The organism is Mycobacterium helveticum, assembly GCF_007714205.1.
GTDB classification, from domain to species: Bacteria; Actinomycetota; Actinomycetes; order Mycobacteriales; family Mycobacteriaceae; genus Mycobacterium; species Mycobacterium helveticum.
Genome location: NZ_VMQU01000022.1, coordinates 24,765 through 51,025 on the forward strand (window position 1 = coordinate 24,765; position 26,261 = coordinate 51,025).

Sequence of the window (26,261 nt, forward strand, 5' to 3'; positions counted from 1 at the left end):
GTTTCTCCAATCGTGGTTTTGGCACCAACGTCAGGGTTAAACCGGCCGGGGTTATACCCGTCAGGGTTATACCCGCTGAGGCTGAAAGTAACCTGTGCGTAACAAACTCAGAAGGCCTCCTCGGGGACGCGCATCAGGTCGGCGTCCAGGGCTTCGACGACGATGCGCAGGGCACTCAGCCTGGGCAGCATGTTCTTGGCGAAGAACCCCGCGGTCGCGATCTTGCCGCGATAGAACGCCGCGTCGGTGTCGCCGCCCCCGTCGAGCGCGGCGCGCGCGGCACCGGCCTGCACCAGCAGGCGCCAGCCGATGAGCAGGTCGCCCACCGCGAGCAGGTAGCGCACCGACGCGAGTCCCACCTTGTAGATCTCGGTGGGGTGCTGGGCGGCCGCCATCAGGTACCCGGTCAGCGCGGCGGTCATCGCCGTGACGTCGTCCAGCGCGGTCTGCAGCAGCAGGGCCTGCGGTTGCAGCGCCTCGTGGCAGGTGTCGATGGTCTCGGCGACCCGGGCGGTGACGAACCGCAGCGCCTCCCCGCGGTCGCGGACGATCTTGCGGAAGAAGAAGTCCAGCGCCTGGATGGCGGTGGTGCCCTCGTAGAGCGAGTCGATCTTGGAGTCGCGGATGTACTGCTCGAGGGGATAGTCCTGCAGGAAGCCCGATCCGCCCAGCGTCTGCAGCGACTCGGTCAGCACTTCGTAGGCGCGTTCCGAGCTCACCCCCTTGACCACCGGCAGCAGCAGATCGTCCAGGCGGTGGGCCAGCTGGTGATCCGCGCCCGAAACATGCTGTGCCACAACATCATCCTGGTGCGCGGCGGCATACATGTACAGCGCGCGCAGCCCTTCGGCGTAGGCCTTCTGGGTCATCAGGCTGCGCCGCACGTCGGGGTGGTGGATGATCGTGACCCGCGGCGCGGTCTTGTCGGCCATCTGGGTGAGATCGGCGCCCTGCACCCGCTCCTTGGCGAAGGCCAGCGCGTTGAGGTAGCCGGTGGACAGGGTGCCGGCGGCCTTTACGCCGATCGTCATGCGCGCCTGTTCGATCACGGTGAACATCTGCGCGATCCCGTTGTGCACGCCGCCGACCAGGTAGCCGACCGCGGGCACATCCGTTGCGCCGAAAGTCATCTCACACGTCGGGGATGCCTTGATGCCCATCTTGTGTTCCAGTCCGGTGGCATAGACCCCGTTGCGGGGTCCGAGCTCGAACGTGTCCGGGTCGAACAGGAACTCGGGCACGTAGAACAGGCTCAGCCCCTTGGTGCCCGGGCCGGCGCCCTCGGGCCGGGCCAGCACGAGATGAAAGATGTTCTCGGCGGTGTCGCCGACGTCCCCGCCGGAGATGAACCGCTTGACTCCCTCGACGTGCCAGGTGCCGTCGGGTTGCGCGACGGCCTTGGTGCGGCCCGCGCCGACGTCGGACCCCGCGTCGGGTTCGGTGAGCACCATGGTCGCCTGCCAGCCGCGCTCCAACCCCCCGGCCGCCCACCGCCGCTGCTCGTCGGTGCCCTCCTCGTAGAGCGCCTGGGCCATCAGCGGGCCGAGGCAGAAGAAGATGGCGGCGGGGTTGGCGCAGATGATCATCTCGTTGACCGCCCAGGTCAGCGGTGGCGGGGCGGGCACGCCGCCGATCTCTTCGGCCAGGCCCAGCCGCCACCACCCCGCCGCCTTGATCGCCTCGACCGTCTTGGTCAACTCCGCGGGCACGCCGATGGTGTGGTGCTGCGGGTCGAACACCGGCGGGTGGCGGTCGGCGGTGGTGAACGACTCGGCGACGGGCCCCTCGGCCAGGCGGGCGGCTTCGGTGAGGATCGTCCGGACGGTGTCCTCGTCGAGATCGCGGTATTGCCCGGCGCCGAGGACGGCGCCCAGATCGAGGACCTCGAACAGGTTGAACTCGAGGTCACGGACGTTCGCGATGTAGTGGCCCATGCTGGTTCCCTTCACCGGCGAACTCCAGTGTCTCCGAGCAGGAAAAGGTGTGCAACCGTGACCCGGGGGCGTCCGGGCTGCCGTGAACGCGCCCAAACCGGGTTGCCGCCGCGGGAACACAACCCCGGTCGCCCGCGTTTCGGCAGAGGTGACAACTATGGAACTCACTGCAGATAAATTCAACGAAACGATCGAGGGCAACGACATCGTGCTCGTCGACTTCTGGGCCTCGTGGTGCGGCCCGTGCCGTCAGTTCGGGCCGACGTTCGAGGCGTCGTCGGAGAAACACCCCGACGTCGTGCACGCCAAGGTCGACACCGAGGCCCAGCAGGAGCTGGCGGCGGCCGCCCAGATCCGTTCCATCCCCACCCTGATGGCGTTCAAGAATGGCATGCTGCTGTTCAACCAGCCCGGAGCCCTGCCGCCGGCGGCGCTGGAGGACCTGGTGCAGCAGGTCAAGGCCTTCGACGTCGAGGCCGCTCAGGCGGGGCAGCCCGACCAGGCCCCCGACCGGGCCTGAGCCACCCGGCGCGCCGGGACGCGGCCGGGGTGCCGGGCTCCGCGCTACCGTTCACGGGTGACTGTGGTTCTGGTAGAGCAACCGCGACCGGGCGTCGCGCTGGTAACCCTCAATCGGCCCGAGCGGATGAACTCCATGGCGTTCGACGTCATGGTGCCGCTCAAGGAGGCCCTCGAGCAGGTCAGGTACGACAATTCCGTGCGCGTGGTGGTGCTGACCGGGGCGGGCCGCGGATTCTCCTCGGGCGCCGACCACAAGTCCGCGGGCACGGTGCCCCACGTCGACGGGTTGACCCGGCCGACCTACGCGCTGCGCTCGATGGAGCTTCTCGACGAGGTCATCCTGGCGCTGCGCCGGCTGCATCAACCGGTGATCGCCGCGGTCAACGGCCCGGCCATCGGCGGCGGCCTGTGTCTGGCCCTGGCCGCCGACATCCGCGTGGCCGCGACCGGCGCCTACTTCCGCGCCGCGGGCATCAACAACGGCCTGACCGCCAGCGAACTGGGGTTGAGCTACCTGCTGCCCCGGGCGATCGGATCGTCGCGCGCGTTCGAGATCATGCTGACCGGCCGCGACGTCACCGCCGAGGAGGCCGAGCGGATCGGCCTGGTGTCGTGCCAGGTGCCCCCGGAGCAACTGCTGGACAGCTGCTATGCGATCGCCGCGCGGATCGCGGCCTTTTCCCGGCCGGGCACCGAGTTGACCAAGCGCACACTGTGGAGCGGGCTCGATGCCGGTAGCCTGGAGGGGCACATGCAGGCCGAGGGTTTGGGACAGCTGTTCGTGCGCCTGCTCACCGCGAACTTCGAAGAAGCGGTCGCCGCGCGCAAAGAGCGCCGGCCGGCGGTTTTCACCGACGACACATAGGCAAGGGGCGCGATCGTGATCACGGCCACGAACCTCGAGGTTCGCGCCGGCGCGCGCATCCTGCTCTCACCCGACGGCCCGGACCTGCGCGTGCAGCCCGGCGACCGCATCGGGCTCGTCGGGCGCAACGGCGCGGGCAAGACCACCACCCTGCGGATCCTGGCGGGGGAGGGTCAGCCGTACGCCGGCACGGTCACCGCCACCGGCGAAATCGGTTACCTGCCACAGGATCCCAAACAGGGGGATCTGGAGGTGCTGGCGCGTGACCGGGTGCTGTCGGCCCGCGGGCTCGACGTGCTGGTCAGCGATCTCGAGAAGCAGCAGGTGCTGATGGCCGAGGTCGCCGACGACGAGGCGCGCGACCGCGCGATCCGCCGCTACGGGCAGCTGGAGGAACGGTTCGTCGCGCTGGGCGGCTACGGCGCCGAAAGCGAGGCCGGCCGGATCTGCGCGAGTCTCGGGCTGCCCGACCGGGTGCTGACGCAGAAGCTGCGGACCCTGTCCGGTGGGCAGCGCCGCCGGGTGGAGCTGGCGCGCATCCTGTTCGCCGCCTCCGATAGTGGTTCGGGTTCGGACACCACGCTGCTGCTCGACGAGCCGACCAACCACCTCGACGCGGATTCGCTTGGCTGGCTGCGCGACTTCCTGCGGGCGCACACCGGCGGGCTGGTCGTCATCAGCCACAACGTCGAATTGCTCGAGGACGTCGTCAACCGGGTGTGGTTTCTGGACGCGGTGCGCGGCGAGGTCGACATCTACAACATGGGCTGGAAGAAGTACCTCGACGCGCGCGCCACCGACGAGCAGCGCCGCCGCCGGGAACGCGCCAACGCCGAACGCAAGTCCACCGCGCTGCGCGAGCAGGCCGCGAAGTTGGGCGCCAAGGCAACCAAAGGCGCTGCGGCACAGAATATGTTGCGCCGCGCCGACCGGATGATGGCCGCCCTCGACGACGAACGGGTCGCCGACAAGGTGGCCCGCATCAAGTTCCCGACGCCGGCCCCGTGCGGGCGGACGCCGCTGGTGGTCAAGGAGCTGAGCAAGACCTACGGCTCGCTCGAGGTGTTCACCGGCCTGGACCTGGCCATCGACCGCGGCTCGCGGGTGGTGGTGCTGGGGCTCAACGGCGCCGGAAAGACCACGCTGCTGCGGCTGCTGGCGGGTGTGGAAAGTCCCGACACCGGCGGTCTGCAGCCCGGACACGGTTTGCGGATCGGCTATTTCGCGCAGGAGCACGACACGCTCGACGACGACGCGACCGTGTGGGAGAACATCCGGCACGCCGCACCCGAATCCGGCGAACAGGACCTGCGCGGCCTGCTCGGGGCGTTCATGTTCAGCGGCCCGCAACTCGACCAGCCGGCGGGCACGCTGTCGGGCGGCGAGAAGACCCGGCTGGCGCTGGCCGGCCTGGTGGCCTCCACGGCCAACGTGTTGCTGCTCGACGAACCGACCAACAACCTCGATCCCGCGTCGCGTGAGCAGGTGCTCGACGCGCTGCGCAGCTACGCCGGCGCGGTGGTGCTGGTGACGCACGACCCCGGTGCCGCCGAGGCGCTCGACCCGCAGCGGGTGCTGCTGCTGCCCGACGGCACCGAGGACTACTGGTCCGCCGAATACCGCGATCTCATCGAGCTGGCCTGATCCGAGGTTGCGTGTTCGGACACGCCGCCGCAGGCGATTTCGGCCAATCCGGCCCACGCCCGACAGCGGGTTTCTACTCTGGGTGCTTGGATCGTATCCGAGCGTGGGGAGAGGGCCTGTGAGGAAGCCGGTGCAGAAGTCGAACAAGACGCGCGAACAACTGCTGGGGGAGTTGCGCAGCGCCTACGAGCAGGGGGCCAGCATCCGCAATCTGGCGGCCACCGTCGGCAGATCCTACGGATCGGTGCACGGCATGCTGCGCGAGTCCGGTACCACGATGCGCGGCCGCGGCGGCCCCAACCACACGGCGAGGTCCCGCTGAGCCGCCGAGCGTGAATTCCGCGGCGCGGCAGTCGCATGTCGCGTCGCACGATTCACGGTCGGCCGGCTGCTAGGGCCCGCTGCCGTTGCGGCGCATCGATTTCTCCACCAGATCCAGCACCGCGCCCAGCCGCCGCGGTTCCTCCCCGGATGCCAGCCGGGCCACCAGGCCGTCCAGGACGAGCTCCAGGTAGCACTGCAACACATCGGCCGGTACGTCGTCGCGCACCCGGTGCGCCTCCTTCTGGCGGCGCAGGCGTTCGGTCGTCGCCGCGGCCAGTTCCGCGGACCGTTCCGCCCACCCGCGACTGAAGGCGGGGTCGTTGCGCAGCTTGCGCGCGATCTCCAGCCGGGTGGCCAGCCAGTCGAACTGTTCGGGCGCGGCGAGCATGTCGCGCATCACCTGGACGAGGCCCTCGCGGGAGGCCACGTCGGCCATCCGTTCGGCGTCCTCGTGTGCGAGCGCGAAGAACAGCGCGTCCTTGTCCCGGAAGTGGTGGAAGATCGCGCCGCGCGACATCCCGATCGCCTGTTCCAGCCGGCGGACGGTGGCCTTGTCGTAGCCGTACTCGGCGAAGCAACGACGGGCGCCGTCCAGGATCTGGCGGCGGCGGGCCGCCAGATGGTCCTGGCTGACTTTGGGCACAGGTGGTGGGGGCTAGGTCCGCGGGTGGCGACCCGCTGCGCCCGGCCGCGCCGCGCTTGCGATCGCCACTAGCCCGATTTGAGCATGTTGCGCAACACGTACTGCAGAATGCCGCCGTTGCGGTAGTAGTCGGCCTCGCCGGGGGTGTCGATGCGCACCACCGCGTCGAACTCGACCGGGTCACCGGAGTCCTTGCTCGCCTTGACGTGCACGGTCCTGGGCGTCTTGCCGGCGTTGAGCGCACCGATCCCGGTGATGTCGAAGACCTCGGTGCCGTCGAGCCCGAGCGAACCGGCCGACTTGCCCTCGGGGAACTGCAGCGGGATGACGCCCATGCCGATCAGGTTGGACCGGTGGATGCGCTCGAACGACTCGGCGATCACCGCCCGCACGCCCAGCAGCAGCGTGCCCTTGGCCGCCCAGTCCCGAGAGGAGCCGGACCCGTATTCTTTACCGCCCAGCACCACCAGCGGAATGTTCTGTGCCGCATAGTTTTGCGCCGCGTCGTAGATGAACGCCTGCGGACCGCCCTCCTGGGTGAAGTCGCGGGTGTAGCCGCCGGAAACATCGTCGAGCAGCATGTTGCGCAGCCGGATGTTGGCGAACGTGCCGCGGATCATCACCTCGTGGTTGCCGCGCCGGGAACCGAAGGAGTTGTAGTCCTTGCGGTCCACGCCGTGCTCGTCGAGGTACTGCGCCGCCGGGGTGCCCGGCTTGATCGCGCCGGCCGGGGAGATGTGGTCGGTGGTCACCGAGTCGCCGAGCAGCGCCAGCACCCGCGCACCGGTGATGTCGTCGACCGGTTCGGGGTCCGCCGGCATGCCGTCGAAGTACGGCGGCTTGCGCACGTACGTCGAGTCCTGGTCCCACTCGAAGGTGTTGCCGCTCGGGGTCGGCAGGTTGCGCCAGCGCGCGTCGCCCTTGAACACGTCGGCGTAGTTCTTGGTGAACATCTCGGAGTTGATCGCCGAGGCGATGGTGTCCGAGACGTCCTTCTGCGACGGCCAGATGTCCTTGAGGAACACGTCGTTGCCGTCCTTGTCGGTGCCCAGCGGATTCTTCTCGAAGTCGAAGTCCATCGTGCCGGCCAGCGCGTAGGCGACCACCAGCGGCGGCGAAGCCAGGTAGTTCATCTTCACGTCGGGGTTGATGCGGCCCTCGAAGTTCCGGTTGCCGGACAGCACCGCGCTCACCGCGAGGTCGTTGTCGTTGACGGCCTTCGACACGTCCTCGGGCAGCGGCCCGGAGTTGCCGATGCAGGTGGTGCAGCCGTAGCCGACGAGATAGAAGCCGAGCTTCTCCAGGTACGGCCACAGCCCGGCCTTCTCGTAGTAGTCGTGGACCACCTGCGAGCCGGGCGCCATCGACGTCTTCACCCACGGCTTGGAGCTCAGGCCCTTCTCGACGGCGTTGCGGGCCAAAAGCGCCGCGCCCAGCATCACCTCGGGGTTGGACGTGTTGGTGCACGACGTGACCGCGGCGATCACCACCGCGCCGTGGTCGATCACGAATTCGCCGAGCTCCGCGGACTTCACGGTCACCGGGTTGCTCGGACGGCCGTTGGCGTGTTCGGCGGCCGATGCCACGGGGGCGTCGCCGTGGTTGTTGGAGGACAGCGACGACGGGTCGCTGGCGGGGAAGCTCTCGTCGACGGCCTCGTCCAGCTTCGAGTACTCCGCGGTGCCCTGACTGTCGTCGACATAGCCGGGGAGTTGCCGGCGGAACGTTGCCTGGGCTTGCGACAACGGGATTCGGTCCTGCGGACGCTTGGGCCCGGCGATCGACGGCACCACGTCGGCCAGGTCGAGCTCGAGGTATTCGGAGAAGGCGGGCTCGTGGTGTGGGTTGTGCCACATGCCCTGTTCTTTGGCGTAGGCCTCGACCAGCGCCAGCTGCTCCTCGCTGCGCCCGGTGAACCGCAGGTAGGAGATGGTCTCCTCGTCGATCGGGAAAATTGCTGCGGTGGAACCGAATTCGGGGCTCATGTTGCCCAGGGTGGCGCGGTTGGCCAGCGGCACCTCGGCGACACCCTCGCCGTAGAACTCGACGAATTTGCCCACCACGCCGTGCTCGCGCAGCATCTGGGTGACCGTCAGCACCACGTCGGTGGCGGTGACGCCCGGCCGGATCTCGCCGGTCAGCTTGAAGCCGACGACCCGCGGGATCAGCATCGACACCGGCTGACCGAGCATGGCGGCCTCGGCCTCGATGCCGCCCACGCCCCAGCCCAGGACGCCGAGGCCGTTGACCATCGTGGTGTGCGAGTCGGTGCCCACGCACGTGTCGGGATATGCCACTCCGTCGCGCTCCATGACCACGCTGGCCAGGTACTCGATGTTCACCTGGTGCACGATGCCGGTGCCCGGGGGCACCACCTTGAAGTCGCGGAACGCGCCCTGGCCCCAGCGCAGGAACTGGTAGCGCTCCCCGTTGCGCTGGTACTCGAGTTCGACGTTGCGCTCGAACGCGTCGGCCCGGCCGAACAGGTCGGCGATCACCGAGTGGTCGATCACCAGGTCGGCGGGTGCGAGCGGGTTGACCTTGTCCGGGTCGCCGCCCAGGTCGGCGATGGCCTCCCGCATGGTGGCCAGGTCGACGATGCAGGGCACGCCGGTGAAGTCCTGCATGATCACGCGGGCCGGCGTGTACTGGATCTCGATGCTGGGCTCGGCCTGCCGATCCCAGTTCGCGATGGCCTCGATGTGGCCCTTGGTGATGTTGCTGCCGTCCTCGTTGCGCAGCAGGTTCTCGGCGAGCACCTTGAGGCTGTACGGGAGCTTCTCGGTGTTGGGGACGGCGTCCAGGCGATAGATCTGGTAACTCCTGCCGCCGACCTTCAGGTCGTTGCGGGCTCCGAACGAGTTCACAGGATCCTTGCTAGTCACATCAACTCCCGGGGATTGAGTTCTTGCGCCGACGGGCCGCGCCGGCGGAGCCACTTTAACAGTACGTTTGTCCTGCATTGCGGCTGCACGGGTACCACCCCAGTCTTGTCGCGCGGGGTGCGGGATCAAACCCCCTTCGCCGCGTGCAGCCCCCGGATCCCGCCGGCGGCCACGCTAGAGTGACCGCCGTGGCCCAGTGCCACGCGAGCGTGACGGCGCGACAGGAGCGACACGATGACTTTCTTCTGGCAACCTCTCCTGCCGACTTACATCCCGCAGGACGTCGACATGACCGTGGTCAAAGCCCAGGTGGCGGCCGACGGGGTCAGCGCACCGCCGGCGGCGGTCCCGGGACTGCGCGATGTGGTCAACCAGGCGCACGCCGAAGGCATCAACCTCAAGATCGTGCTGCTCGACCACAATCCGCCCAACGACACGCCCCTGCGCGACATCTCCACCGTGGTCGGCGCCGACTACCCCGACGCCACGGTCCTCACGCTCAGCCCGAGCTATGTCGGCAGCTACAGCACCCAGTTCCCGCGCGTGACGCTCGAGGCCGGCGAAGACCACTCCAAGACCGGCAACCCGGTGGTCTCGGCGCAGAACTTTCTGCACACCCTGGACACGCCCGAGTTTCCCTGGACCGGGCTGACGATATTCCTGCTGATCGGGGTGCTCGCGGCGGCCGTCGGGACCCGTTTCCTGCAGTTGCGTGCCAGGCGTGCGGCAACATCGGCCGGCGCGCCCGACGTTCCGGCGACCCGGCCGGAAAAGGTGTCTGACCAATAGCTTTCGGCGCGGCGCCCACCGGGCGCGCTCCCCGCGACTCCACCCGGCAAATACTGCAGATCACCATTCGGTCACATTAAACGCACGTCCAGAATGCAGTTTGTGACCACCGTTTCCGCTGCGTCATATGTGACGTACGGTGCAAATGATGCTCGTGTTATCTATGGCGCCTTACGTCACGACCTGCGCCGTCCATCCGCGTCAGACGTAGGAGACCTGAGTCGAATGAGAGGCACCCTGCGTGGCTTTTCTGTAAGACCGGCCGCAAAGCTGATACGGCCGGTCATCCCCTCGGTCCTGGGCTCGATCGTGAGCGCGGCGCTGCTGGTGGGCACCACCGGGCCGGCGCACGCCGATCCCGTGGCCGACAAGCTGGCCGCCGCGATCGCCAACGTCGCCAAGGCCAACCAGCGCCTGGAGGACCTCAACGCGGAAATCCGGACCGAACTCGAAAGCGTCAACAAGGCGATGGTCGACGTCGAGACCGCGCGGGACAGCGCCGCCACGGCCGAACACGACGTCGAGACCAGCCGGGGGGCCGTCAAGGACGCCGACGCGGCGATCGCCGCGGCGCAGCACCGCTTCGACCGCTTCGCCGCGGCGATGTACATGAACGGGCCGTCGGGCAGCTACCTGACCGCGACCAGCCCCGAAGACATCCTCGACACGCAGGCCACCGCCCAGGCGCTGACCGCCAGCTCGCAGTCGGCGATGGACAAGCTGCAGCGCGCCCGCACCGAGCAGGTGAACAAGGAGTCGGCGGCGCGGCTTGCCAAGCAGAGGGCCGACAAGGCCGCCGCCGACGCCAAGGCCAGCCAGGACGCCGCGGTGGCGGCGCTGGTGGACTCCAAGGACAAGTTCGTCCGGCAACGCGAGGAGGTCAGCCGTCTGGCCGCCGAGCGCGACGAGGCCCAGGCCACGCTCGAGGCCGCCAGGCGTGAGGCCGCGCACAAATGGTCGACGGGCAGCGGCGGGTCCGCCACCCCGCCGTCGGGGGACCGGTGGGGATCCGGCGACTCCGCCGCACCGTCGGCCGGCGGCCGCAAGTGGGACGGCGGCTGGGACCCGACGCTGCCCATGGTGCCCAGCGCCAACGTGCCCGGGGACCCGGTCGCGGTGATCAATCAGGTGCTGGGCTACTCGGCCACCTCGACGCAGGTCACCGCCAGCATGGGGCGAAACTTCCTGCAACAGTTGGGCATCCTCAAGCCGGATGACACCGGCATCACCAACAGCGCTCGCGGGGGCCGGATTCCGCGGGTCTACGGCCGGCAGGCCTCCGAGTACGTGATCCGGCGCGGCATATCGCAGATCGGGGTCCCCTACTCCTGGGGCGGCGGCAACGCGGCCGGGCCCAGCAAGGGCATCGACTCGGGAGCCGGCACCGTCGGCTTCGACTGTTCGGGCCTGGTGCTGTATTCGTTCGCCGGGGTGGGCATCAAGCTGCCGCACTACTCGGGTGCGCAGTACAAGCTGGGCCGCCAGATCCCGTCGGCGCAGATGCGCCGCGGCGACGTCATCTTCTACGGACCGGGCGGCAGCCAGCACGTGACGCTCTACCTCGGCAACGGCCAGATGCTCGAGGCCCCCGACGTCGGCCTGAAGGTGCGTGTCGCGCCCGTGCGTACCAGCGGCATGACGCCCTACGTGGTCCGCTACATCGAGTACTGAGCGAGGAGCCATGCGCCGCAAGCACTTTCGCCTCATCAATCTCGCCTTCAGCGCCGCCCTGGTGACCGGGCTGACGTGGTCGTCGCTGGTGTCCGGGGCGAGTCCGGCCGCCGCGGACCCCGGCCCGTGGGACCCGACGCTGCCGGCAATGGTCAGCGCGGGCGCACCGGGGGACCCGCTGGCGGTCGCCAACGCGTCGCTGCAGGCGACCGCCCAGGCCACCCAGACCACCTTCGATCTGGGCAGGCAGTTCCTGGGCGGGCTCGGCATCAACCTCCCCGGCGGGGAGGCCCCCGCCGCCGCCACCAGCAATCCCGGCGGCAAGATCCCGCGCGTCTACGGGCGCCAGGCCATCGAGTACGTGATCAAGCGGGGCGGCTCGCAGATGGGTGTGCCCTATTCCTGGGGCGGGGGTTCGCTGCAGGGCCCCAGCAAGGGCGTCGGCGACGGCGCCAACATCACCGGCTTCGACTGCTCCGGGTTGATGCGGTACGCCTTCGCCGGGGTCGGTGTGCTGATCCCGCGGTTCTCCGGGGACCAGTACAACGCGGGCCGCCACATCCCGCCCGACCAGGCCCGGCGCGGCGACCTGATCTTCTACGGCCCCGGCGGCGGCCAGCACGTGACGATGTATCTGGGCAACGGCCAGATGCTCGAGGCGTCCGGAAGCGCCGGCAAGGTGACCGTCAGCCCGGTGCGCAAGGCCGGCATGACGCCGTTCCTGACTAGGATTATCGAGTACTGAGCCAGGCGCGGTCGCCCGGGCGGGAGCCGCGGCGTCGACGGAATCCGGCGGGCCTGGAATAGTTGGACGCGGGCACGTGGCTGCCCCACGATTTCGGTCGTGCCGGCGGATGTGTCCGATTGAGCTGTGGAGGATTGCTAATGACATCAGCAGGCGGGCCGCCCCCGGGCGCCAGCGGTTACTCGGGCCCGGGCGCGCACGCCGTCCCGCCGGCCCCCGACGGGCCGTCCGCGGGCGGTGACGGGCTGGCCGCCGAGGTCCACACGCTGGAGCGGGCGATCTTCGAGGTCAAGCGGATCATCGTCGGCCAGGACCAGCTGGTGGAGCGCATGCTCGTCGGTTTGCTGTCCAAGGGTCACGTGCTGCTCGAGGGTGTCCCCGGCGTGGCCAAGACGCTGGCCGTGGAGACGTTCGCGAAGGTGGTCGGCGGCACGTTCGCGCGTATCCAGTTCACCCCCGACCTGGTTCCCACCGACATCATCGGCACCCGGATCTACCGGCAGGGCAAGGAGGAGTTCGACACCGAGCTCGGCCCGGTGGTGGTCAACTTCCTGCTCGCCGACGAGATCAACCGGGCCCCGGCGAAGGTGCAGTCGGCGCTGCTGGAGGTCATGCAGGAACGCCAGGTGTCCATCGGTGGCAAGAGGTTCCCGCTGCCCAACCCGTTCCTGGTGATGGCGACGCAGAACCCGATCGAGCACGAGGGTGTCTACCCGCTGCCCGAGGCGCAGCGGGACCGCTTCCTGTTCAAGATCAACGTCGGCTACCCGACGCCGGAAGAGGAACGCGAGATCATCTACCGGATGGGCGTCAAGCCGCCGCAGCCCAAGCAGATCATGAACCCGGGCGACCTGCTGCGGCTGCAGGACATCGCGGCCAACAACTTCGTCCACCATGCGCTGGTCGACTACGTGGTGCGCGTGGTCACCGCCACGCGTCATCCCGAGCAGCTCGGCATGAACGACGTCAAGGCGTGGATCTCGTTCGGCGCGTCCCCGCGTGCCTCGCTGGGCATCATCGCGGCGTCGCGCTCGCTGGCGCTGGTGCGCGGTCGCGATTACGTGATCCCGCAGGACATCGTCGAGGTGATCCCGGACGTGCTGCGCCACCGGCTGGTGCTGACCTACGACGCGCTGGCTGACGAGATCAGCCCCGAGGTCGTCATCAACCGGGTGTTGCAGACGGTTGCCCTGCCGCAGGTGAATGCCGTTCCGCAGCAAGGCCAATCGGTGCCCCCGGTGATGCAGGCCGCGGGCGCGGCCAGCGGTCGGTGACCGACACCGACCCCGCCGCGGTACCCGCGGCTCCTCGCCATCCACCGTCGATGCAGCGCGGGCAGATCAACGACCCGAAGCTGTCGGCGGCGCTGCGCACCCTGGAGCTCACCGTGCGCCGCAAGCTGGACGGCGTGCTGCACGGCAATCACCTCGGGCTGATCCCGGGTCCGGGCAGCGAGCCGGGGGAGTCCCGCGAATACCAGCCCGGTGACGACGTCCGCCGGATGGACTGGGCGGTCACCGCGCGCACCACGCACCCCCACGTCCGGCAGATGATCGCCGATCGGGAGCTGGAGACCTGGCTGGTGGTCGACCTGTCGGCCAGCCTGGACTTCGGCACCGTGGGATGCGAGAAGCGCGACCTGGCGGTGGCGGCGGCGGCCGCGATCACCTACCTCAACAGCGGGGGCGGCAACCGGCTCGGCGCGCTGATCACCAACGGCGAGAGGATGATCCGGGTGCCCGCGCGGTCGGGGCGCCAGCATGAGCAGACGCTGTTGCGCACCATCGCCACCACGCCGCGGGCGCCGGTCGGGGTGCGCGGGGATCTGGCCACGGCCATCGACGCGCTGCGCCGCCCGGAACGCCGCCGCGGCATGGCGGTCATCATCAGCGACTTCCTGGGGCCGATCAACTGGATGCGCCCGCTCCGGGCGATCTCGGCCCGCCACGAGGTGCTGGCCATCGAGGTGCTCGACCCGCGCGACGTCGAACTGCCCGACGTGGGCGACGTCGTGCTGCAGGACGCCGAATCCGGAGTGACCCGCGAGTTCACCATCGACGCCCAGCTGCGCGACGACTTCGCCAGGGCGGCCGCCGCGCACCGCGCCGAGGTGGCCCGCACGATCCGCAGCTGCGGGGCCCCGGTGCTGACGTTGCGCACCGACCGCGACTGGATCGCCGACATCGTCCGCTTCGTCGAGTCCCGCCGGCGCGGGGCACTGGCGGGGCGGCAGTGACCTTGCCGTTCTTCGGCGCGATGTCGCTGTCCGGCTTCGCGCATGCGTGGTTCTTTCTTTTCTTCGTGGTGGTCGTCGGGCTGGCCGCGCTGTACGTGGTGATGCAGGTGGCCCGGCAGCGGCGGATGCTGCGCTTCGCCAACATGGAGCTGCTGGAGAGCGTCGCTCCCAAGCGGGCCTCTCGCTGGCGGCACGTGCCGGCGATCCTGCTGGTGGTGTCGCTGGCGGTGCTCACGGTCGCGATGGCAGGCCCCACGCGCGACGTCCGGATCTCGCGCAACCGCGCGGTGGTGATGCTGGTGATCGACGTGTCGCAGTCGATGCGCGCCACCGACGTCCAGCCCAACCGGATGGCCGCCGCGCAGGATGCCGCCAAGCAGTTCGCCGACGAGCTGACCCCGGGCATCAACCTCGGGCTGATCTCCTACGCGGGCACGGCGTCGGTGCTGGTGTCGCCGACCACCAACCGGGATGCGACCAAGAACGCGCTGGGCAAGCTGCAGTTCGCCGACCGGACCGCCACGGGCGAGGCCATTTTCACCGCCCTGCAGGCGATCGCGACGGTCGGCGCGGTGATCGGCGGCGGCGACACCCCGCCGCCGGCGCGCATCGTGCTGTTCTCCGACGGCAAGGAGACGATGCCGACCAACCCGGACAACCCCAAGGGGGCGTTCACCGCCGCGCGCGCCGCCAAGGACCAGGGGGTGCCGATCTCGACGATCTCGTTCGGCACGCCGTACGGCTTCGTCGAGATCAACGACCAGCGCCAGCCGGTGCCGGTCGATGACTCCACCATGAAAAGGGTCGCCGAACTTTCCGGCGGGAATTGGTATAACGCGTCCAGCCTTTCGGAGCTCAAAGCGATCTACGCGACGCTGCAGCAGCAGATCGGCTACGAGACCATCAAGGGCGATGCCAGCGTGGGTTGGTTGCGGCTGGGTGCGCTGGTGCTGACGCTGGCGGCGCTGGCCGCGCTGCTGATCAACCGCCGCCTGCCGGGCTGACGCTTCTGGGATTGTCGCGTCGCTTCTCGGCTTTTCGCTGGGCGCGCCAGGCGGCGAGCCGTCGCCGACCGCCTGGCTAGCCGCCCCGGTGCTGCCCGTTGGCTTCGGCGCCGTTCTGGCGTCCGCGCAGCGCCGTCAGGGCACGCTGTTCACCGGCGTGGGCCGCGTCGCGCAGTGCCGCCGCTTCGGCCGGCGGATCGGCGAACAGGAGACTGCCCGAGCCCGGTCGTCCGCCCAGGCCGAGTTTGTTCAGGCGCTTGGGCACCGGGGCGCCCTGATACGGCAGTGGGATGGGGTGGCCGTGGTCGTCGACCGGGCCCAGCGGCTGGTGCACTTCGATGTAAGCGCCGTGGGGCAGGCGTTTGATGATGCCGGTTTCGATGCCGTGCTCGAGCACCGCGCGGTCGCTGCGCTGCAGACTGACGCACCAGCGATAGGTGACGAAGTAGACGATCGGCGGCAGCACCACCATCCCGATGCGCCCCAGCCACGTCATCGCGTTCAAGGAGATGTTGAACTTGTAGGCGATGATGTCGTTGAACGACGAGAACGTGAGCACGATGTAGAACGCGATCGCCATCGCTCCGATCGACGTACGCACCGGGACGTCACGCGGGCGCTGCAGCAGGTTGTGGTGCGCGTGGTCGCCGCTGAACCGCTTCTCCAGGAACGGATACGCGATGAGGACGGCGAAGATGACACCCATCAGCACCGCGACGGCCACGGCGGCCGGGATCGTGTGGTGCCAGAAGTAGAACTCCCACGCCGGCCACAGCCGGACCAGCCCGTCGGTCCACATCAGGTAGAAGTCCGGCTGCGAGCCCGCGGAAACCTGAGACGGCTTGTAGGGACCCAGATTCCAGATCGGGTTGATCTGCAACACGCCACCCATGAGGCCGAGCACGCCGACGATCGCCGCGAAGAAGGCGCCGGACTTGACGGCGAACACCGGCATCACCCGCACGCCGACCACGTTGTGCTCGCTGCGTCCGGGCCCGGGGAACTGGGTGTGCTTCTGGAACCACACCAACGCCAGATGCAGCCCGATCAGTGCCAGCATGATGCCCGGGAAGATCAGGATGTGGATCGCATACAGGCGCGGGATCAGGACGTCGCCGGGGAAATCCCCACCGAACAACGCCCAGTGCAGCCAGGTGCCGATCACGGGGATCCCCAAGGTGATCGAGGAAAGCGCCGCCCGCAGGCCGGTGCCCGAGAGCAGGTCGTCGGGCAGCGAGTAGCCGAAGAAGCCCTCGAACATGGCCAGAATCAGCAGCAGCGACCCGATCACCCAGTTGGCCTCGCGGGGCCGGCGGAACGCGCCGGTGAAAAAGATCCGGGCCAGGTGCACCATGATCGCGGCGGCGAACATCAGTGCGGCCCAGTGGTGGACCTGCCGCATGAACAGCCCGCCCCGCACCTCGAAGGAGATGTCGAGGGTCGACGCGTACGCCTTCGACATCTCGATGCCGCGCAGCGGCTGGTAGACGCCGCGGTAGGTGACCTCCGTCATCGACGGGTCGAAGAACAACGCCAGGTACACGCCGGTGAGCAGCAGCACGACGAAGCTGTAGAGCGCGATCTCGCCGAGCAGGAACGACCAGTGCGTCGGGAACACCTTGTTCAGCTGGCGACGCACCGCCGCGGCGGGGTGGTAGCGGGTATCGATCGCCTCGGCCTGACGCGCGAGCGTGGTGGGAGTATCGAGGCTGGAACTCATGTGGCGTGCCCTTCACGAGGTGGGTCTGGCAGGACGTCGGTGCGGCGGGTATTGCGGTCTGCCCAGAGGACGACCAGTGCGTGCGGCACCGTCAGCGCGAGCAGAAGGCGTAAGACCTGGGCCAAGACCGCGGGTGGATCCGACGCCGACGCCGTCAACCAGGCGAGCGCGGTCAACGCCGTCCATGCCGCAAGCGATGGCACCGCGGCCAGTCGGATCAGCCGCAGGACGGCCTCGCGGCGTCGGCCCGTGGTGAGCAGCGCGGCGCAGCCCGGCTCGATGGTCAGCAGCCGCGCGCAGTGGCGCAGCGAGTGCCAGCCGCCGAACCACACGGCGAACGCGAGCAGCGGTGGCGCGAGCAGCCCGACGGCGCCGAGGATCAGGACGTCGAGAGCGACCGCCGGATGACCGGTCCGCAGCGACGCGACCACCGCGACCAGCGCCGCCAGCAGCCACACCGCGACCAGACCGGTCTGCATCGGTGCCCAGCCGAGCGCCCGGGCAAGACCCGGTGAGACGGTGGTCGCCACCGCCCTCAGCTGGTCGCCGCTACGGGCCAGGGGCAGCAGGAGCGCCCCGGTTCCGGCGACGGCGACCGCAAGGGCCACCAGGTGCGGCGGCCGCCAGCCGGTGAGTCGGCGTGCGACCTCGAGTTCGCCGAGGCCGAAGTGCAGCCCGCTCAGGATCACAACGGCGATCAACGCGGCCGGATCGGCCCACCGCAGCAACGCGCACACGCCCGCCGCCGCTCCGGCGTAGACGGCCGCGACAGCCGCCACGGGTCTGTCCCCGGCCAGGCGCGCGACGATCGCATGGTCGGCCGCGCCGTGCGGGACTCCGGCCACCAGCCCCAGGCCGGCGAGTGCCAGCACCACCGGCGCCGGGACGGCGGGCAGTCCGATGAGGTGTCCGCCCGCCACCACCGCCGTACCCGACAGCACCCATCTCGACCAGGTGGCGGCGGTCGTGAGCGGCGTTCGCCCGGCGGTCGTGCCGGGGGACGCCGGCCCGCACGGGCCGGTCGCCGCGACTGTTGCGCCCCGAGGGCGGGTGCGGCTTCCGGTACCCATGCGAACCTGCCTTGCCAGAAGAACCATGACGGACCGCTGGCGCTACGCCGCTACCCTGACGCGCTGATCGGTGTGCACGCCCTCCCGGACCGCGAAGTCGGGTTCGTCGGCCGTGGACTTGACGCGGGCGATCTTGTAGATCAACAGCCCGTAGAGGCACTTGGCCAAGATGTCGGCGACCGAGTAGCCGCCCTGCTTGACCACCCATGCGGCCGCGCCCGCGTGCGGCGCGTAGAGCGGAATGATGTAGGCGATGGGGTAGACGCCCCAGGTGGCCAGCAGCAAGTAACGGATTCCGCTCACGGTGCTACGCACGGCTGCGGGCTGACGATCCAGCGATCGGGTCAGCTCGACGAACAGCACGTAGAGGATGTAGAGGAAGGGAATCGTGGACAGCAACCCGAAGACGTTGCGCACCGCATTGTCGCCGCTGATCTCCCCGGGGTAGCCCAGACCGATCATCAGGGCCGATGCGGGAATGAGCCGGTAGAGCAGGGAATTCTGCAGCTTGCGGGCCAGCGCCAGCACGACGACGAGCTCGGTCAGCAGCAGTGGCACCGTGAGGACCCAGTCGACGTAGCGGTACGCCTCGTTGAACGATTGCCCGGCCGCCTGGACGTAGGTGCCGCGTCCGCCCACGGCGGTGGTGACGAACGCCTGCTTGAACGAGTCGAAGATGCGGAAGTAGTGGTAGGCGGCGATGCCGCAGACGATCGCGGACATCAGTACGGCCTGCCGGTAGCGAGCCAGCACCCGTCCTTGCGCGGCCAGCAGGAAAATCGCGGTGAACAGTTGCGCCGCGATCGAGAAGGACAGCAGGTTGTAGACCGTGTCGAATTGGGAGTGGGTCAGTTCGTCAGGGGTCATCGTTGAACCTTTGAACTTGAGGGGACAGGGATGAAACAGATCGTACACTAATGTACAAACTATCCAGTAGTGGTTAGAACACACATTTCTGGTTGAACCGTTCATCGGGTAGTTTTGGGAACCACCTGCGACACATCCAGCCCGCGTGCAGCGGGGGAAGGGACGCTCGGATGACACTCGCGCACGGCCGCCGGACGGGCCCTCCGGACGAGGACGCCCGGATCACCCGGACCCGGGGCGACATCGCGCGCACGGCTTTCGACGTCCTGATCGAGGAGGGGGCCGAGGCGCTCACGCACGCCCGCGTCGCCGAGCGGGCCGGCTACTCGAAGACCACCCTCTACAAGCACTGGCCATTGCGGTCCGACCTTGCGGCCCTGGCCTTGGAGGCGCTTCGGGAGGTCAAGCACCACGAACGGACCGGCGATATCCGCGCCGATCTGATCGGGCAGCTCACGGCGTTCCGGCAGGGGGTGGTCGACCTGCGGCTCGACCGGGTGCTCTCCGCGATGGCCCAGTGGGCGACGGTCGACACGATGAGTCGGATCAGAAACGAGATCAATGCCGAGGGTCAGCGACCGATCCGGACGATTCTCGCCGACGTCTTCGAGGGTCCGGAGTTGGATGCGGCGGTTTCGATGCTCTCCGGCGTGGTTGCGTGCCCGTCGCTGATGTTCGGTACGGTGCCCGGCGACGACGTCATCGAGGCCGCGGTCGACATCGTCCTTCGTCGTCGTTGAGCCGCGGCGAGCCGATTGCAGTGCCCGCGCGGCAAGGCGCTAGGTTGGCGGGGTGACTGACACGGCCACCGACAAGAGCACCGAGAACGCCGCGGCAGCGGTCAGGCCACCGTTCGTGTCCCGTTCCGTCCTGGTCACCGGGGGAAACCGGGGGATCGGCCTGGCGATCGCGCAGCGGCTGGCCGCCGACGGCCACAAGGTGGCCGTCACGCACCGTGGCTCCGGGGTGCCCGAGGGGCTGTTCGGCGTCGAGTGCGACGTCACCGACGAGGAGGCCGTCGATCGCGCCTTCAAAGACGTTGAGCAACACCAGGGCCCGGTCGAGGTGCTGGTGTCCAACGCCGGCCTGTCCGCGGACGCGTTCCTCATGCGGATGACCGTGGAGAAGTTCCAGAAGGTCATCGACGCCAACCTGACCGGTGCGTTCCGGGTCGCCCAGCGGGCGTCGCGCAGCATGCAGCGCAAGCGGTTCGGCCGGATGATCTTCATCGGGTCGGTATCGGGCACCTGGGGCATCGGCAACCAGGCCAATTACGCGGCCTCCAAGGCCGGTGTGATCGGCATGGCCCGCTCGATCGCCCGGGAGCTGTCGAAGGCCAACGTGACCGCGAACGTCGTGGCCCCGGGCTACATCGACACCGACATGACCCGCGCGCTGGATGAGCGGATTCAGGAGGGGGCGCTGCAATTCATCCCGGCCAAGCGGGTCGGCACCGCCGCCGAGGTCGCCGGGGTGGTCAGCTTCCTCGCGTCCGAGGACGCGAGTTACATCTCCGGTGCGGTGATCCCGGTCGACGGCGGCATGGGTATGGGCCACTGACGAAACCACAAGATTAGGACGGACATGGCAGGACTGCTCGAAGGCAAACGAATCCTGGTCAGCGGGATCATCACCGACTCGTCGATCGCGTTCCACATCGCCAAGGTGGCCCAGGAGGCGGGGGCGCAGTTGGTGCTGACCGGTTTCGACCGGTTGCGGCTGATCCAGCGCATCGCCGACCGGCTGCCGGAGAAGGCGCCGCTGATCGAGCTCGACGTGCAGAACGAGGAGCACCTGAACACGCTCGCCGACCGGGTGATCGAGGTGATCGGGCAGGACAACAAGCTCGACGGCGTGGTGCACTCGATCGGCTTCATGCCGCAGACCGGGATGGGGATCAACCCGTTCTTCGACGCGCCCTACGAAGACGTCTCCAAGGGCATTCACATCTCGGCGTTCTCGTACGCCTCCCTGGCAAAGGCGTTGCTGCCCATCATGAATCCCGGCGGCAGCATCGTCGGCATGGATTTCGACCCGAGCCGCGCCATGCCCGCCTACAACTGGATGACGGTGGCCAAGAGCGCGCTGGAGTCGGTGAACCGATTCGTGGCGCGCGAGGCGGGCAAGTACGGGGTGCGCTCGAATCTGGTTGCCGCGGGCCCGATCCGGACGCTGGCCATGAGTGCGATCGTCGGCGGTGCGCTCGGCGAGGAGGCCGGCGCCCAGATGCAGCTGCTGGAGGAGGGCTGGGACCAGCGCGCTCCGATCGGCTGGAACATGAAGGACCCCACGCCGGTCGCCAAGACCGTGTGCGCACTGCTGTCGGAGTGGCTGCCCGCGACGACCGGTACCATCATCTTCGCCGACGGCGGCGCCAGCACCCAGTTATTGTAGGCACCAATGCAATTCGATGCGGTCCTGCTGCTGTCGTTCGGCGGGCCGGAGGGGCCTGAGCAGGTGCGGCCGTTCTTGGAGAACGTCACCCGCGGCCGTGGCGTGCCACCCGAACGCCTCGACGAGGTCGCGGAGCACTACCTGCATTTCGGCGGGGTGTCGCCGATCAACGGGATCAACCGCGCGCTGATCACCGAGTTGCGGGAAGAGCTGGGCCTGCCGGTGTACTTTGGCAACCGCAACTGGGAGCCCTACGTCGAAGAGACCGTTGCGACCATGCGCGACAACGGTGTTCGCCGGGCGGCGGTGTTCACCACCTCGGCGTGGAGCGGGTATTCCAGCTGTACCCAGTACGTCGAGGACATCGCCCGGGCCCGGCGGGTGACCGGGCCGGGCGCACCCGAACTGGTCAAACTGCGGCCCTACTTCGACCATCCGCTGTTCGTCGAGATGTTCGCCGAGTCGATCGCCGCGGCCGCCGCGACGGTCCCGCGTGGCGCGCGGCTGGTGTTCACCGCGCATTCCATCCCGGTGGCCGCCGACCGGCGCTGCGGCCCCGACCTCTACAGCCGCCAAGTCGGTTATGCCGCAAGGCTGGTGGCCGCGGCCGCCGGATACGCCGATTACGACGTCGTGTGGCAGTCGCGTTCGGGGCCGCCGCGGGTGCCCTGGCTGGAACCCGACGTGGGCGACCACCTGGCGGCGCTGGCGCAAGCCGGCACCGACGCCGTCGTCGTTTGTCCGATCGGCTTCGTCGCCGACCACATCGAGGTGGTGTGGGATCTCGACCACGAGTTGCGCCTGCAGGCCCGGGCGGCGGGCGTGGCGTTCGCCCGGGCCGCGACACCCAATGCCGACCGGCGTTTCGCCCGGCTGGCCGCCGGTTTGATCGACGAACTGTGCGGCGACCGCACGCCCGAGCGGGTGACCGGCCGTGACCCGGTGCCGGGTTGCCTGGCCAGCGTCAACGGCGAGCCGTGCCGCCCGCCGCACTGCGTGGCGCGGGATCGGTAGCGGCGTTTCACCGGCGCCTCAGTCCGCCCAGGCCGAGCGCAGGATCGCGGTGACCGCGGCCATCCGCGCCGACCGCACCACCGCGGTCAGCGGTCGCAGCGCGTCGTTGGCGATGCGTGACTCGGACGAGGATTGCGCCATGACCGGTTCCGCCCCGGCGAACGGACCACGGGCAGAGTCCGACAATCGGCTGAGCCCGGCGCTGACCGCGATGATCGCGTCGACGTGCGCGGCGTTCTCCAGCACCCGCAGTGCCCGCGACGGTGCATGGTCGGGAATCCGGTGCTGCCGTGCGGATTCCAGCAGCTGCTCGACGAGCCCGCGCGGGTCGTCGACGTCGGTGGCCGCCGATCCGATCCCGAGGGCGCCCAGCGCGTCGGCGGCCGAGCGCACGGCCGAGCGCAGGGAGTACTCGGCATCGCCGAGTTCGTGGTGTTGCAGCGCCGGCGCACCGGGCAGGGAGTACACGGTCCATGACAGCGCCGACGATTCGGGCAGGCCCGCGTCGCCGGTGGCATCCTCGAAGTCGTCGTAGCCGAACTCGGGGACCATCCCGACGGCGCTGCCGTCAGGGTCGGGGCCGGTGATGATGATCGCCTCGCCCGCGGCCAGCGCGTCGCGCTGGAACTGGGTTCCCGCGGCCAGCCCCCGCACGTCGCCGGGCACCGGCAGCAGCACGTTGATGGTGCCGCGCAACCGGACCGGGCCGCCGGCCGCCGGGCGTCCCGACGCCGTGCGCAGGGTCTGCAACAACGACACCGCGCCGGCGTCGTCGACATCGGGCCACGGCAGCCCGGTGTGGCCGGCCGCGACCGCATCATATGCGGTGACGGATTGCTTTGGCGCCCAAAGGGATAACGCGTCCAGAACGTCGTCGGGCGCGGCCTTGCCCGCAAGCCAGGCGTTGGCCCACAGGGACAGCGAAACACTGGGACACCACACGATGTCGCAGTGTAGTGGCTTTGTCCGCCGCGGGCCGATCATGCGCGATCACGCGTATTCTGGCCGCATGCCCGGCGCGGCGCTTTGGCTGATCTGCGCACTGGTGCTGGCCAGCGCGGAGGCCCTCACCGGCGATATGTTCCTGCTCATGCTCGGCGGCGGCGCGCTGGCCGCGTCGGCGGCCAGCTGGCTGGCGGACTGGCCGATCTGGGCCGACGGGCTGGTGTTCCTGATCGTTTCGGTGCTGCTGCTGGTGCTGGTCCGTCCGGCGCTGCGGCGCAGGCTGACGCCCGGGGCGCCGCAGTTGGGCATCGAGGCGCTGGAGGGCCGCAGCGCGCTGGTGCTCGACCGGGTGGCCCGCGACGCGGGCCAGGTGAAGCTCGACGGCCAGGTCTGGACGGCGCGGCCGCTGAACGACGGCGACGTCTACGAACCGGGGGAGTCGGTCACCGTCGTGCACATCGACGGCGCCACCGCGGTGGTGTTCCGAACCGCGTGACGGTGTTCGACAGAGGCTGCGGGAGAAAGGAAGTCCGATGCAAGGTGCGGTTGCAGGCCTGGTATTGCTGGCCGTTTTGGTGATCTTCGCCATCGTTGTGGTGGCCAAGTCGGTTGCGTTGGTCCCGCAGGCCGAGGCGGCGGTGATCGAACGGCTGGGCCGGTACAGCCGCACGGTCAGCGGCCAGCTGACCTTGTTGGTGCCGTTCATCGACCGGGTCCGCGCGCGGGTGGACCTGCGCGAGCGGGTGGTGTCGTTTCCGCCGCAGCCGGTGATCACCGAGGACAACCTGACCCTGTCGATCGACACGGTGGTGTACTTCCAGGTCACCAACCCGCAGGCGGCCGTCTACCAGATCAGCAACTACCTCGTCGGGGTCGAGCAGCTCGCCACGACCACGCTGCGCAACGTCGTCGGTGGCATGACGCTGGAGCAGACGCTGACGTCCCGCGACCAGATCAACGGTCAGTTGCGGGGCGTGCTCGACGAGGCGACCGGCCGCTGGGGCCTGCGGGTGGCGCGGGTCGAGCTGCGCAGCATCGACCCGCCCCCGTCGATCCAGGCGTCGATGGAAAAGCAGATGAAGGCCGACCGCGAGAAGCGGGCGATGATCTTGACCGCCGAAGGGATGCGCGAGTCGTCGATCAAGGAGGCCGAGGGGCAGAAGCAGGCGCAGATCCTGGCGGCCGAGGGCGCCAAGCAGGCCGCGATCCTGGCCGCCGAGGCCGAGCGGCAGTCGCGCATGCTGCGCGCCCAGGGCGAGCGCGCCGCGGCCTACCTGCAGGCGCAGGGGCAGGCCAAGGCCATCGAGAAGACGTTCGCCGCGATCAAGGCCGCCCGGCCCACCCCGGAGTTGCTCGCCTATCAATACCTGCAGACGCTGCCGGAGCTGGCGCGCGGTGACGCCAACAAGGTGTGGGTGGTGCCCAGCGACTTCAGCGCGGCGTTGCAGGGGTTCACCAGGATGCTGGGCAAACCGGGCGAGGACGGAGTGTTCCGGTTCGAGCCGTCGCCGGTCGACGAGGCGCCCGCACCGGCGGCAGGCGACGACGCCGACGTCGCCGACTGGTTTTCGACCGAGACCGATCCGGTGATTGCGCGGGCGGTGGCCAAGGCGGAGGCGATTGCGCAGAAGCCGGTGGATGGTCATGGTGGGCTGCCACCGGAGTTGAATCAGTAGTCGGCGTTTAGAGCAGGCCGCCGCCGGTGCCGCCGGCGCCGCCGCTGCCGCCTGCGCCGCTGTCCGCAGTGCCGCCGGCGGATCCGGGTGCGCCGGCGGTGCCGCCGCCGTGCCCGCCGCTGCCGCCGCTGCCGCCGGTGCCGCCGACGGTGCCGTTGCCGCCGCTGCCGCCGCTGCCGCCGGTGCCGCCGCTGCCGAGGAGGCCGGCGTTGCCGCCGTTGCCGCCGGCGCCGCCGGTGCCGGTGTTTGCGCTGTTCGCGGTGCCGCCGGTGCCGCCGCTGCCGCCGGTGCCGCCGCCGCCTTCCAGGAATCCGCCGTTGCCGCCGTTGCCGCCGGGGCCGCCGTCGTTGCCGGTGGCGCTGGGCAGTTCGGCGCCGCCGCCGCCTGCGCCGCCGTTGCCGCCGGTGCCGAACAGGGTGCCGGCGTTGCCGCCGGCGCCGCCGGCGGCGCCGTTGGTGCCGGCTCCGCCTTTGCCCAGGAACGTTGTGCCGCTGGCGCCGCCGGCGCCGCCGTCGCCGCCGTTGCCGCCGATCAGGCCGCCTTGGCCGCCATGGCCGCCGGTGCCGCCGGTGGCCGGGCCGCTGTTGCCGCCGGCACCGCCGGCGCCGCCGTTGCCGATGCCCAGGGTGCTGCCGGCGCCGCCGTCGCCGCCGTCGCCGCCGATTCCGGAGGCGCCGTAGCCGCCGGTGCCGCCTGATCCGCCCAGGCCGAGCAGTTCGCCGCCGGTGCCGCCGGTGCCGCCCGCGCCGCCGGAGCCAAAGCCTGCTGCGCCGCCGGCGCCGCCGACCCCGCCGGCGCCGACGAGTCCGGCCGCGCCGCCTGCGCCGCCGTGGCCGCCGACGCCGCCGCCGGTGAACGGCCCGCTGAATCCTCCGTTGCCGCCGGCACCGCCGATGCCGAGCAGTGCGCCCCCGGCGCCGCCGGCGCCGCCGTCGCCGCCGACCACCCCGACGCCCAGGATGGTGCCGTTGGAGCCGGTGCCGGTGCCACCGGTGCCCCCGCCGCCGCCGACGCCGATGAGTCCGGCCGCGCCGCCGGTGCCGCCGGTGCCGCCGTCGCCGCCGACGCCGGTGCCTCCGACGCCGCCGTGCCCGCCGTCACCGATGAGGATTCCCTGGCCGCCGATGCCGCCGTCGCCGCCGCGGCCGAGTCCGCCCTGGCCGCCCTGGCCGCCGGCCCCGCCGACTCCGGCGAGTAGGCCGGCTTGGCCGCCGGCGCCCCCCCGGGCGCCCGTGGCCCCGGATACAGGGCCCCCCCAGCCCCCCCCGCCCCCCCCCCCCCACCAAAACCCCCTTACCCCCCCCCCCCCCCCC

The 26,261-nt window shown here is 69.8% G+C and carries 23 protein-coding genes and 1 pseudogene; 16 read left to right on the forward strand and 8 right to left on the reverse strand.

Features of this window, described 5'->3' with window-relative positions; translation table 11 throughout:
• Nucleotides 1-107 precede the first annotated feature (107 nt).
• The gene (locus FPZ47_RS07475; protein ID WP_144950214.1) at nt 108-1,934 is read right to left on the reverse strand and encodes an acyl-CoA dehydrogenase; all 1,827 of its coding nucleotides are present in this window, start codon (nt 1,932-1,934) and stop codon (nt 108-110) included.
• A 148-nt stretch (nt 1,935-2,082) separates the two neighbouring features.
• Between FPZ47_RS07475 and trxA the strand changes: the two genes are divergently transcribed.
• The 4 genes from trxA (at nt 2,083) to FPZ47_RS07495 (ending at nt 5,287) form a co-directional block, all read left to right on the forward strand.
• Nucleotides 2,083-2,454, forward strand: a complete 372-nt coding sequence (gene trxA / locus FPZ47_RS07480) for a thioredoxin (protein WP_144950178.1) — start codon at nt 2,083-2,085, stop codon at nt 2,452-2,454.
• Nucleotides 2,455-2,511: 57 nt separating this feature from the next.
• On the forward strand, nt 2,512-3,321 hold the full coding sequence (locus tag FPZ47_RS07485) for an enoyl-CoA hydratase (protein ID WP_144950176.1): 810 nt from the start codon (nt 2,512-2,514) through the stop codon (nt 3,319-3,321).
• A gap of 15 nt (nt 3,322-3,336) precedes the next feature.
• Nucleotides 3,337-4,965, forward strand: a complete 1,629-nt coding sequence (locus FPZ47_RS07490) for an ABC-F family ATP-binding cassette domain-containing protein (RefSeq protein ID WP_144950174.1) — start codon at nt 3,337-3,339, stop codon at nt 4,963-4,965.
• Nucleotides 4,966-5,095: 130 nt separating this feature from the next.
• Nucleotides 5,096-5,287: a helix-turn-helix domain-containing protein gene (locus FPZ47_RS07495; protein ID WP_144950212.1), complete on the forward strand. Its 192-nt coding sequence runs from the start codon at nt 5,096-5,098 to the stop codon at nt 5,285-5,287.
• 69 nt (nt 5,288-5,356) lie between these two features.
• On the opposite strand, the gene FPZ47_RS07500 is transcribed toward FPZ47_RS07495, so the two are convergent.
• Both FPZ47_RS07500 and FPZ47_RS07505 read right to left on the reverse strand, forming a co-directional pair.
• Entirely contained in the window at nt 5,357-5,932 is a 576-nt protein-coding gene (locus FPZ47_RS07500; RefSeq protein WP_144950172.1) for a TetR/AcrR family transcriptional regulator, read from the reverse strand.
• 68 nt (nt 5,933-6,000) lie between these two features.
• Nucleotides 6,001-8,817, reverse strand: a complete 2,817-nt coding sequence (locus tag FPZ47_RS07505; protein ID WP_144950170.1) for an aconitate hydratase — start codon at nt 8,815-8,817, stop codon at nt 6,001-6,003.
• A 234-nt stretch (nt 8,818-9,051) separates the two neighbouring features.
• Between FPZ47_RS07505 and FPZ47_RS07510 the strand changes: the two are divergent.
• The 6 genes and pseudogenes from FPZ47_RS07510 (at nt 9,052) to FPZ47_RS07535 (ending at nt 15,262) form a co-directional block, all read left to right on the forward strand.
• Nucleotides 9,052-9,599 (forward strand): annotated as a pseudogene (locus FPZ47_RS07510) (Rv1476 family membrane protein).
• Nucleotides 9,600-9,831: 232 nt separating this feature from the next.
• Entirely contained in the window at nt 9,832-11,277 is a 1,446-nt protein-coding gene (gene ripA, locus FPZ47_RS07515; protein WP_144950166.1) for an NlpC/P60 family peptidoglycan endopeptidase RipA, read from the forward strand.
• A gap of 10 nt (nt 11,278-11,287) precedes the next feature.
• Nucleotides 11,288-12,022, forward strand: a complete 735-nt coding sequence (ripB, locus tag FPZ47_RS07520; RefSeq protein ID WP_144950164.1) for an NlpC/P60 family peptidoglycan endopeptidase RipB — start codon at nt 11,288-11,290, stop codon at nt 12,020-12,022.
• A gap of 140 nt (nt 12,023-12,162) precedes the next feature.
• Entirely contained in the window at nt 12,163-13,296 is a 1,134-nt protein-coding gene (moxR1, locus tag FPZ47_RS07525) for a chaperone MoxR1 (protein WP_144950162.1), read from the forward strand.
• Between the two features lie 50 nt (nt 13,297-13,346).
• Complete coding sequence (locus FPZ47_RS07530; protein WP_144950211.1) at nt 13,347-14,258, forward strand: DUF58 domain-containing protein; 912 nt, start codon at nt 13,347-13,349, stop codon at nt 14,256-14,258.
• Nucleotides 14,255-15,262 (forward strand): VWA domain-containing protein, encoded by a 1,008-nt coding sequence (locus FPZ47_RS07535; protein WP_144950160.1) that lies wholly within the window; start codon nt 14,255-14,257, stop codon nt 15,260-15,262. Before FPZ47_RS07530 ends, FPZ47_RS07535 begins: the two co-directional genes overlap by 4 nt.
• A gap of 76 nt (nt 15,263-15,338) precedes the next feature.
• Here FPZ47_RS07535 and qcrB read toward each other — a convergent pair whose 3' ends face one another.
• From qcrB to FPZ47_RS07550, 3 genes are read right to left on the reverse strand one after another with little or no spacing between them, the layout of a single operon-like run.
• Entirely contained in the window at nt 15,339-16,982 is a 1,644-nt protein-coding gene (gene qcrB, locus FPZ47_RS07540) for a cytochrome bc1 complex cytochrome b subunit (protein WP_144950158.1), read from the reverse strand.
• Entirely contained in the window at nt 16,979-18,052 is a 1,074-nt protein-coding gene (locus FPZ47_RS07545) for a beta-carotene 15,15'-dioxygenase, Brp/Blh family (RefSeq protein WP_168209383.1), read from the reverse strand. Before FPZ47_RS07545 ends, qcrB begins: the two co-directional genes overlap by 4 nt.
• Nucleotides 18,053-18,094: 42 nt before the next feature.
• Nucleotides 18,095-18,919: a bacteriorhodopsin-like gene (locus tag FPZ47_RS07550; RefSeq protein WP_144950154.1), complete on the reverse strand. Its 825-nt coding sequence runs from the start codon at nt 18,917-18,919 to the stop codon at nt 18,095-18,097.
• Nucleotides 18,920-19,089: 170 nt separating this feature from the next.
• Here FPZ47_RS07550 and FPZ47_RS07555 point away from each other — a divergent pair, with 170 nt between their 5' ends.
• The 4 genes from FPZ47_RS07555 to FPZ47_RS07570 are packed head-to-tail and all read left to right on the forward strand — an operon-like array spanning nt 19,090 to nt 22,327.
• Nucleotides 19,090-19,659, forward strand: a complete 570-nt coding sequence (locus FPZ47_RS07555) for a TetR/AcrR family transcriptional regulator (RefSeq protein WP_144950152.1) — start codon at nt 19,090-19,092, stop codon at nt 19,657-19,659.
• Between the two features lie 52 nt (nt 19,660-19,711).
• Nucleotides 19,712-20,479, forward strand: a complete 768-nt coding sequence (gene fabG1, locus FPZ47_RS07560) for a 3-oxoacyl-ACP reductase FabG1 (RefSeq protein WP_144950150.1) — start codon at nt 19,712-19,714, stop codon at nt 20,477-20,479.
• Nucleotides 20,480-20,503: 24 nt separating this feature from the next.
• The gene (gene inhA / locus FPZ47_RS07565; protein WP_144950148.1) at nt 20,504-21,313 is read left to right on the forward strand and encodes an NADH-dependent enoyl-ACP reductase InhA; all 810 of its coding nucleotides are present in this window, start codon (nt 20,504-20,506) and stop codon (nt 21,311-21,313) included.
• A 6-nt stretch (nt 21,314-21,319) separates the two neighbouring features.
• Nucleotides 21,320-22,327, forward strand: coding sequence for a ferrochelatase (locus tag FPZ47_RS07570; RefSeq protein WP_144950146.1), 1,008 nt, complete (start codon nt 21,320-21,322; stop codon nt 22,325-22,327).
• A gap of 18 nt (nt 22,328-22,345) precedes the next feature.
• Here FPZ47_RS07570 and FPZ47_RS07575 read toward each other — a convergent pair whose 3' ends face one another.
• Nucleotides 22,346-23,269, reverse strand: a complete 924-nt coding sequence (locus FPZ47_RS07575) for a hypothetical protein (protein ID WP_144950144.1) — start codon at nt 23,267-23,269, stop codon at nt 22,346-22,348.
• A gap of 67 nt (nt 23,270-23,336) precedes the next feature.
• On the opposite strand from FPZ47_RS07575, the gene FPZ47_RS07580 reads away from it, so the two are divergent.
• Together FPZ47_RS07580 and FPZ47_RS07585 are read left to right on the forward strand one after the other, a co-directional pair.
• Nucleotides 23,337-23,768, forward strand: coding sequence for an NfeD family protein (locus tag FPZ47_RS07580; RefSeq protein ID WP_144950142.1), 432 nt, complete (start codon nt 23,337-23,339; stop codon nt 23,766-23,768).
• A 37-nt stretch (nt 23,769-23,805) separates the two neighbouring features.
• Nucleotides 23,806-24,948, forward strand: a complete 1,143-nt coding sequence (locus tag FPZ47_RS07585; protein ID WP_144950140.1) for an SPFH domain-containing protein — start codon at nt 23,806-23,808, stop codon at nt 24,946-24,948.
• A gap of 7 nt (nt 24,949-24,955) precedes the next feature.
• On the opposite strand, the gene FPZ47_RS30195 is transcribed toward FPZ47_RS07585, so the two are convergent.
• The coding region (locus FPZ47_RS30195; RefSeq protein ID WP_210419855.1) for a hypothetical protein at nt 24,956-26,261 on the reverse strand (1,306 nt) is incomplete at its 5' end.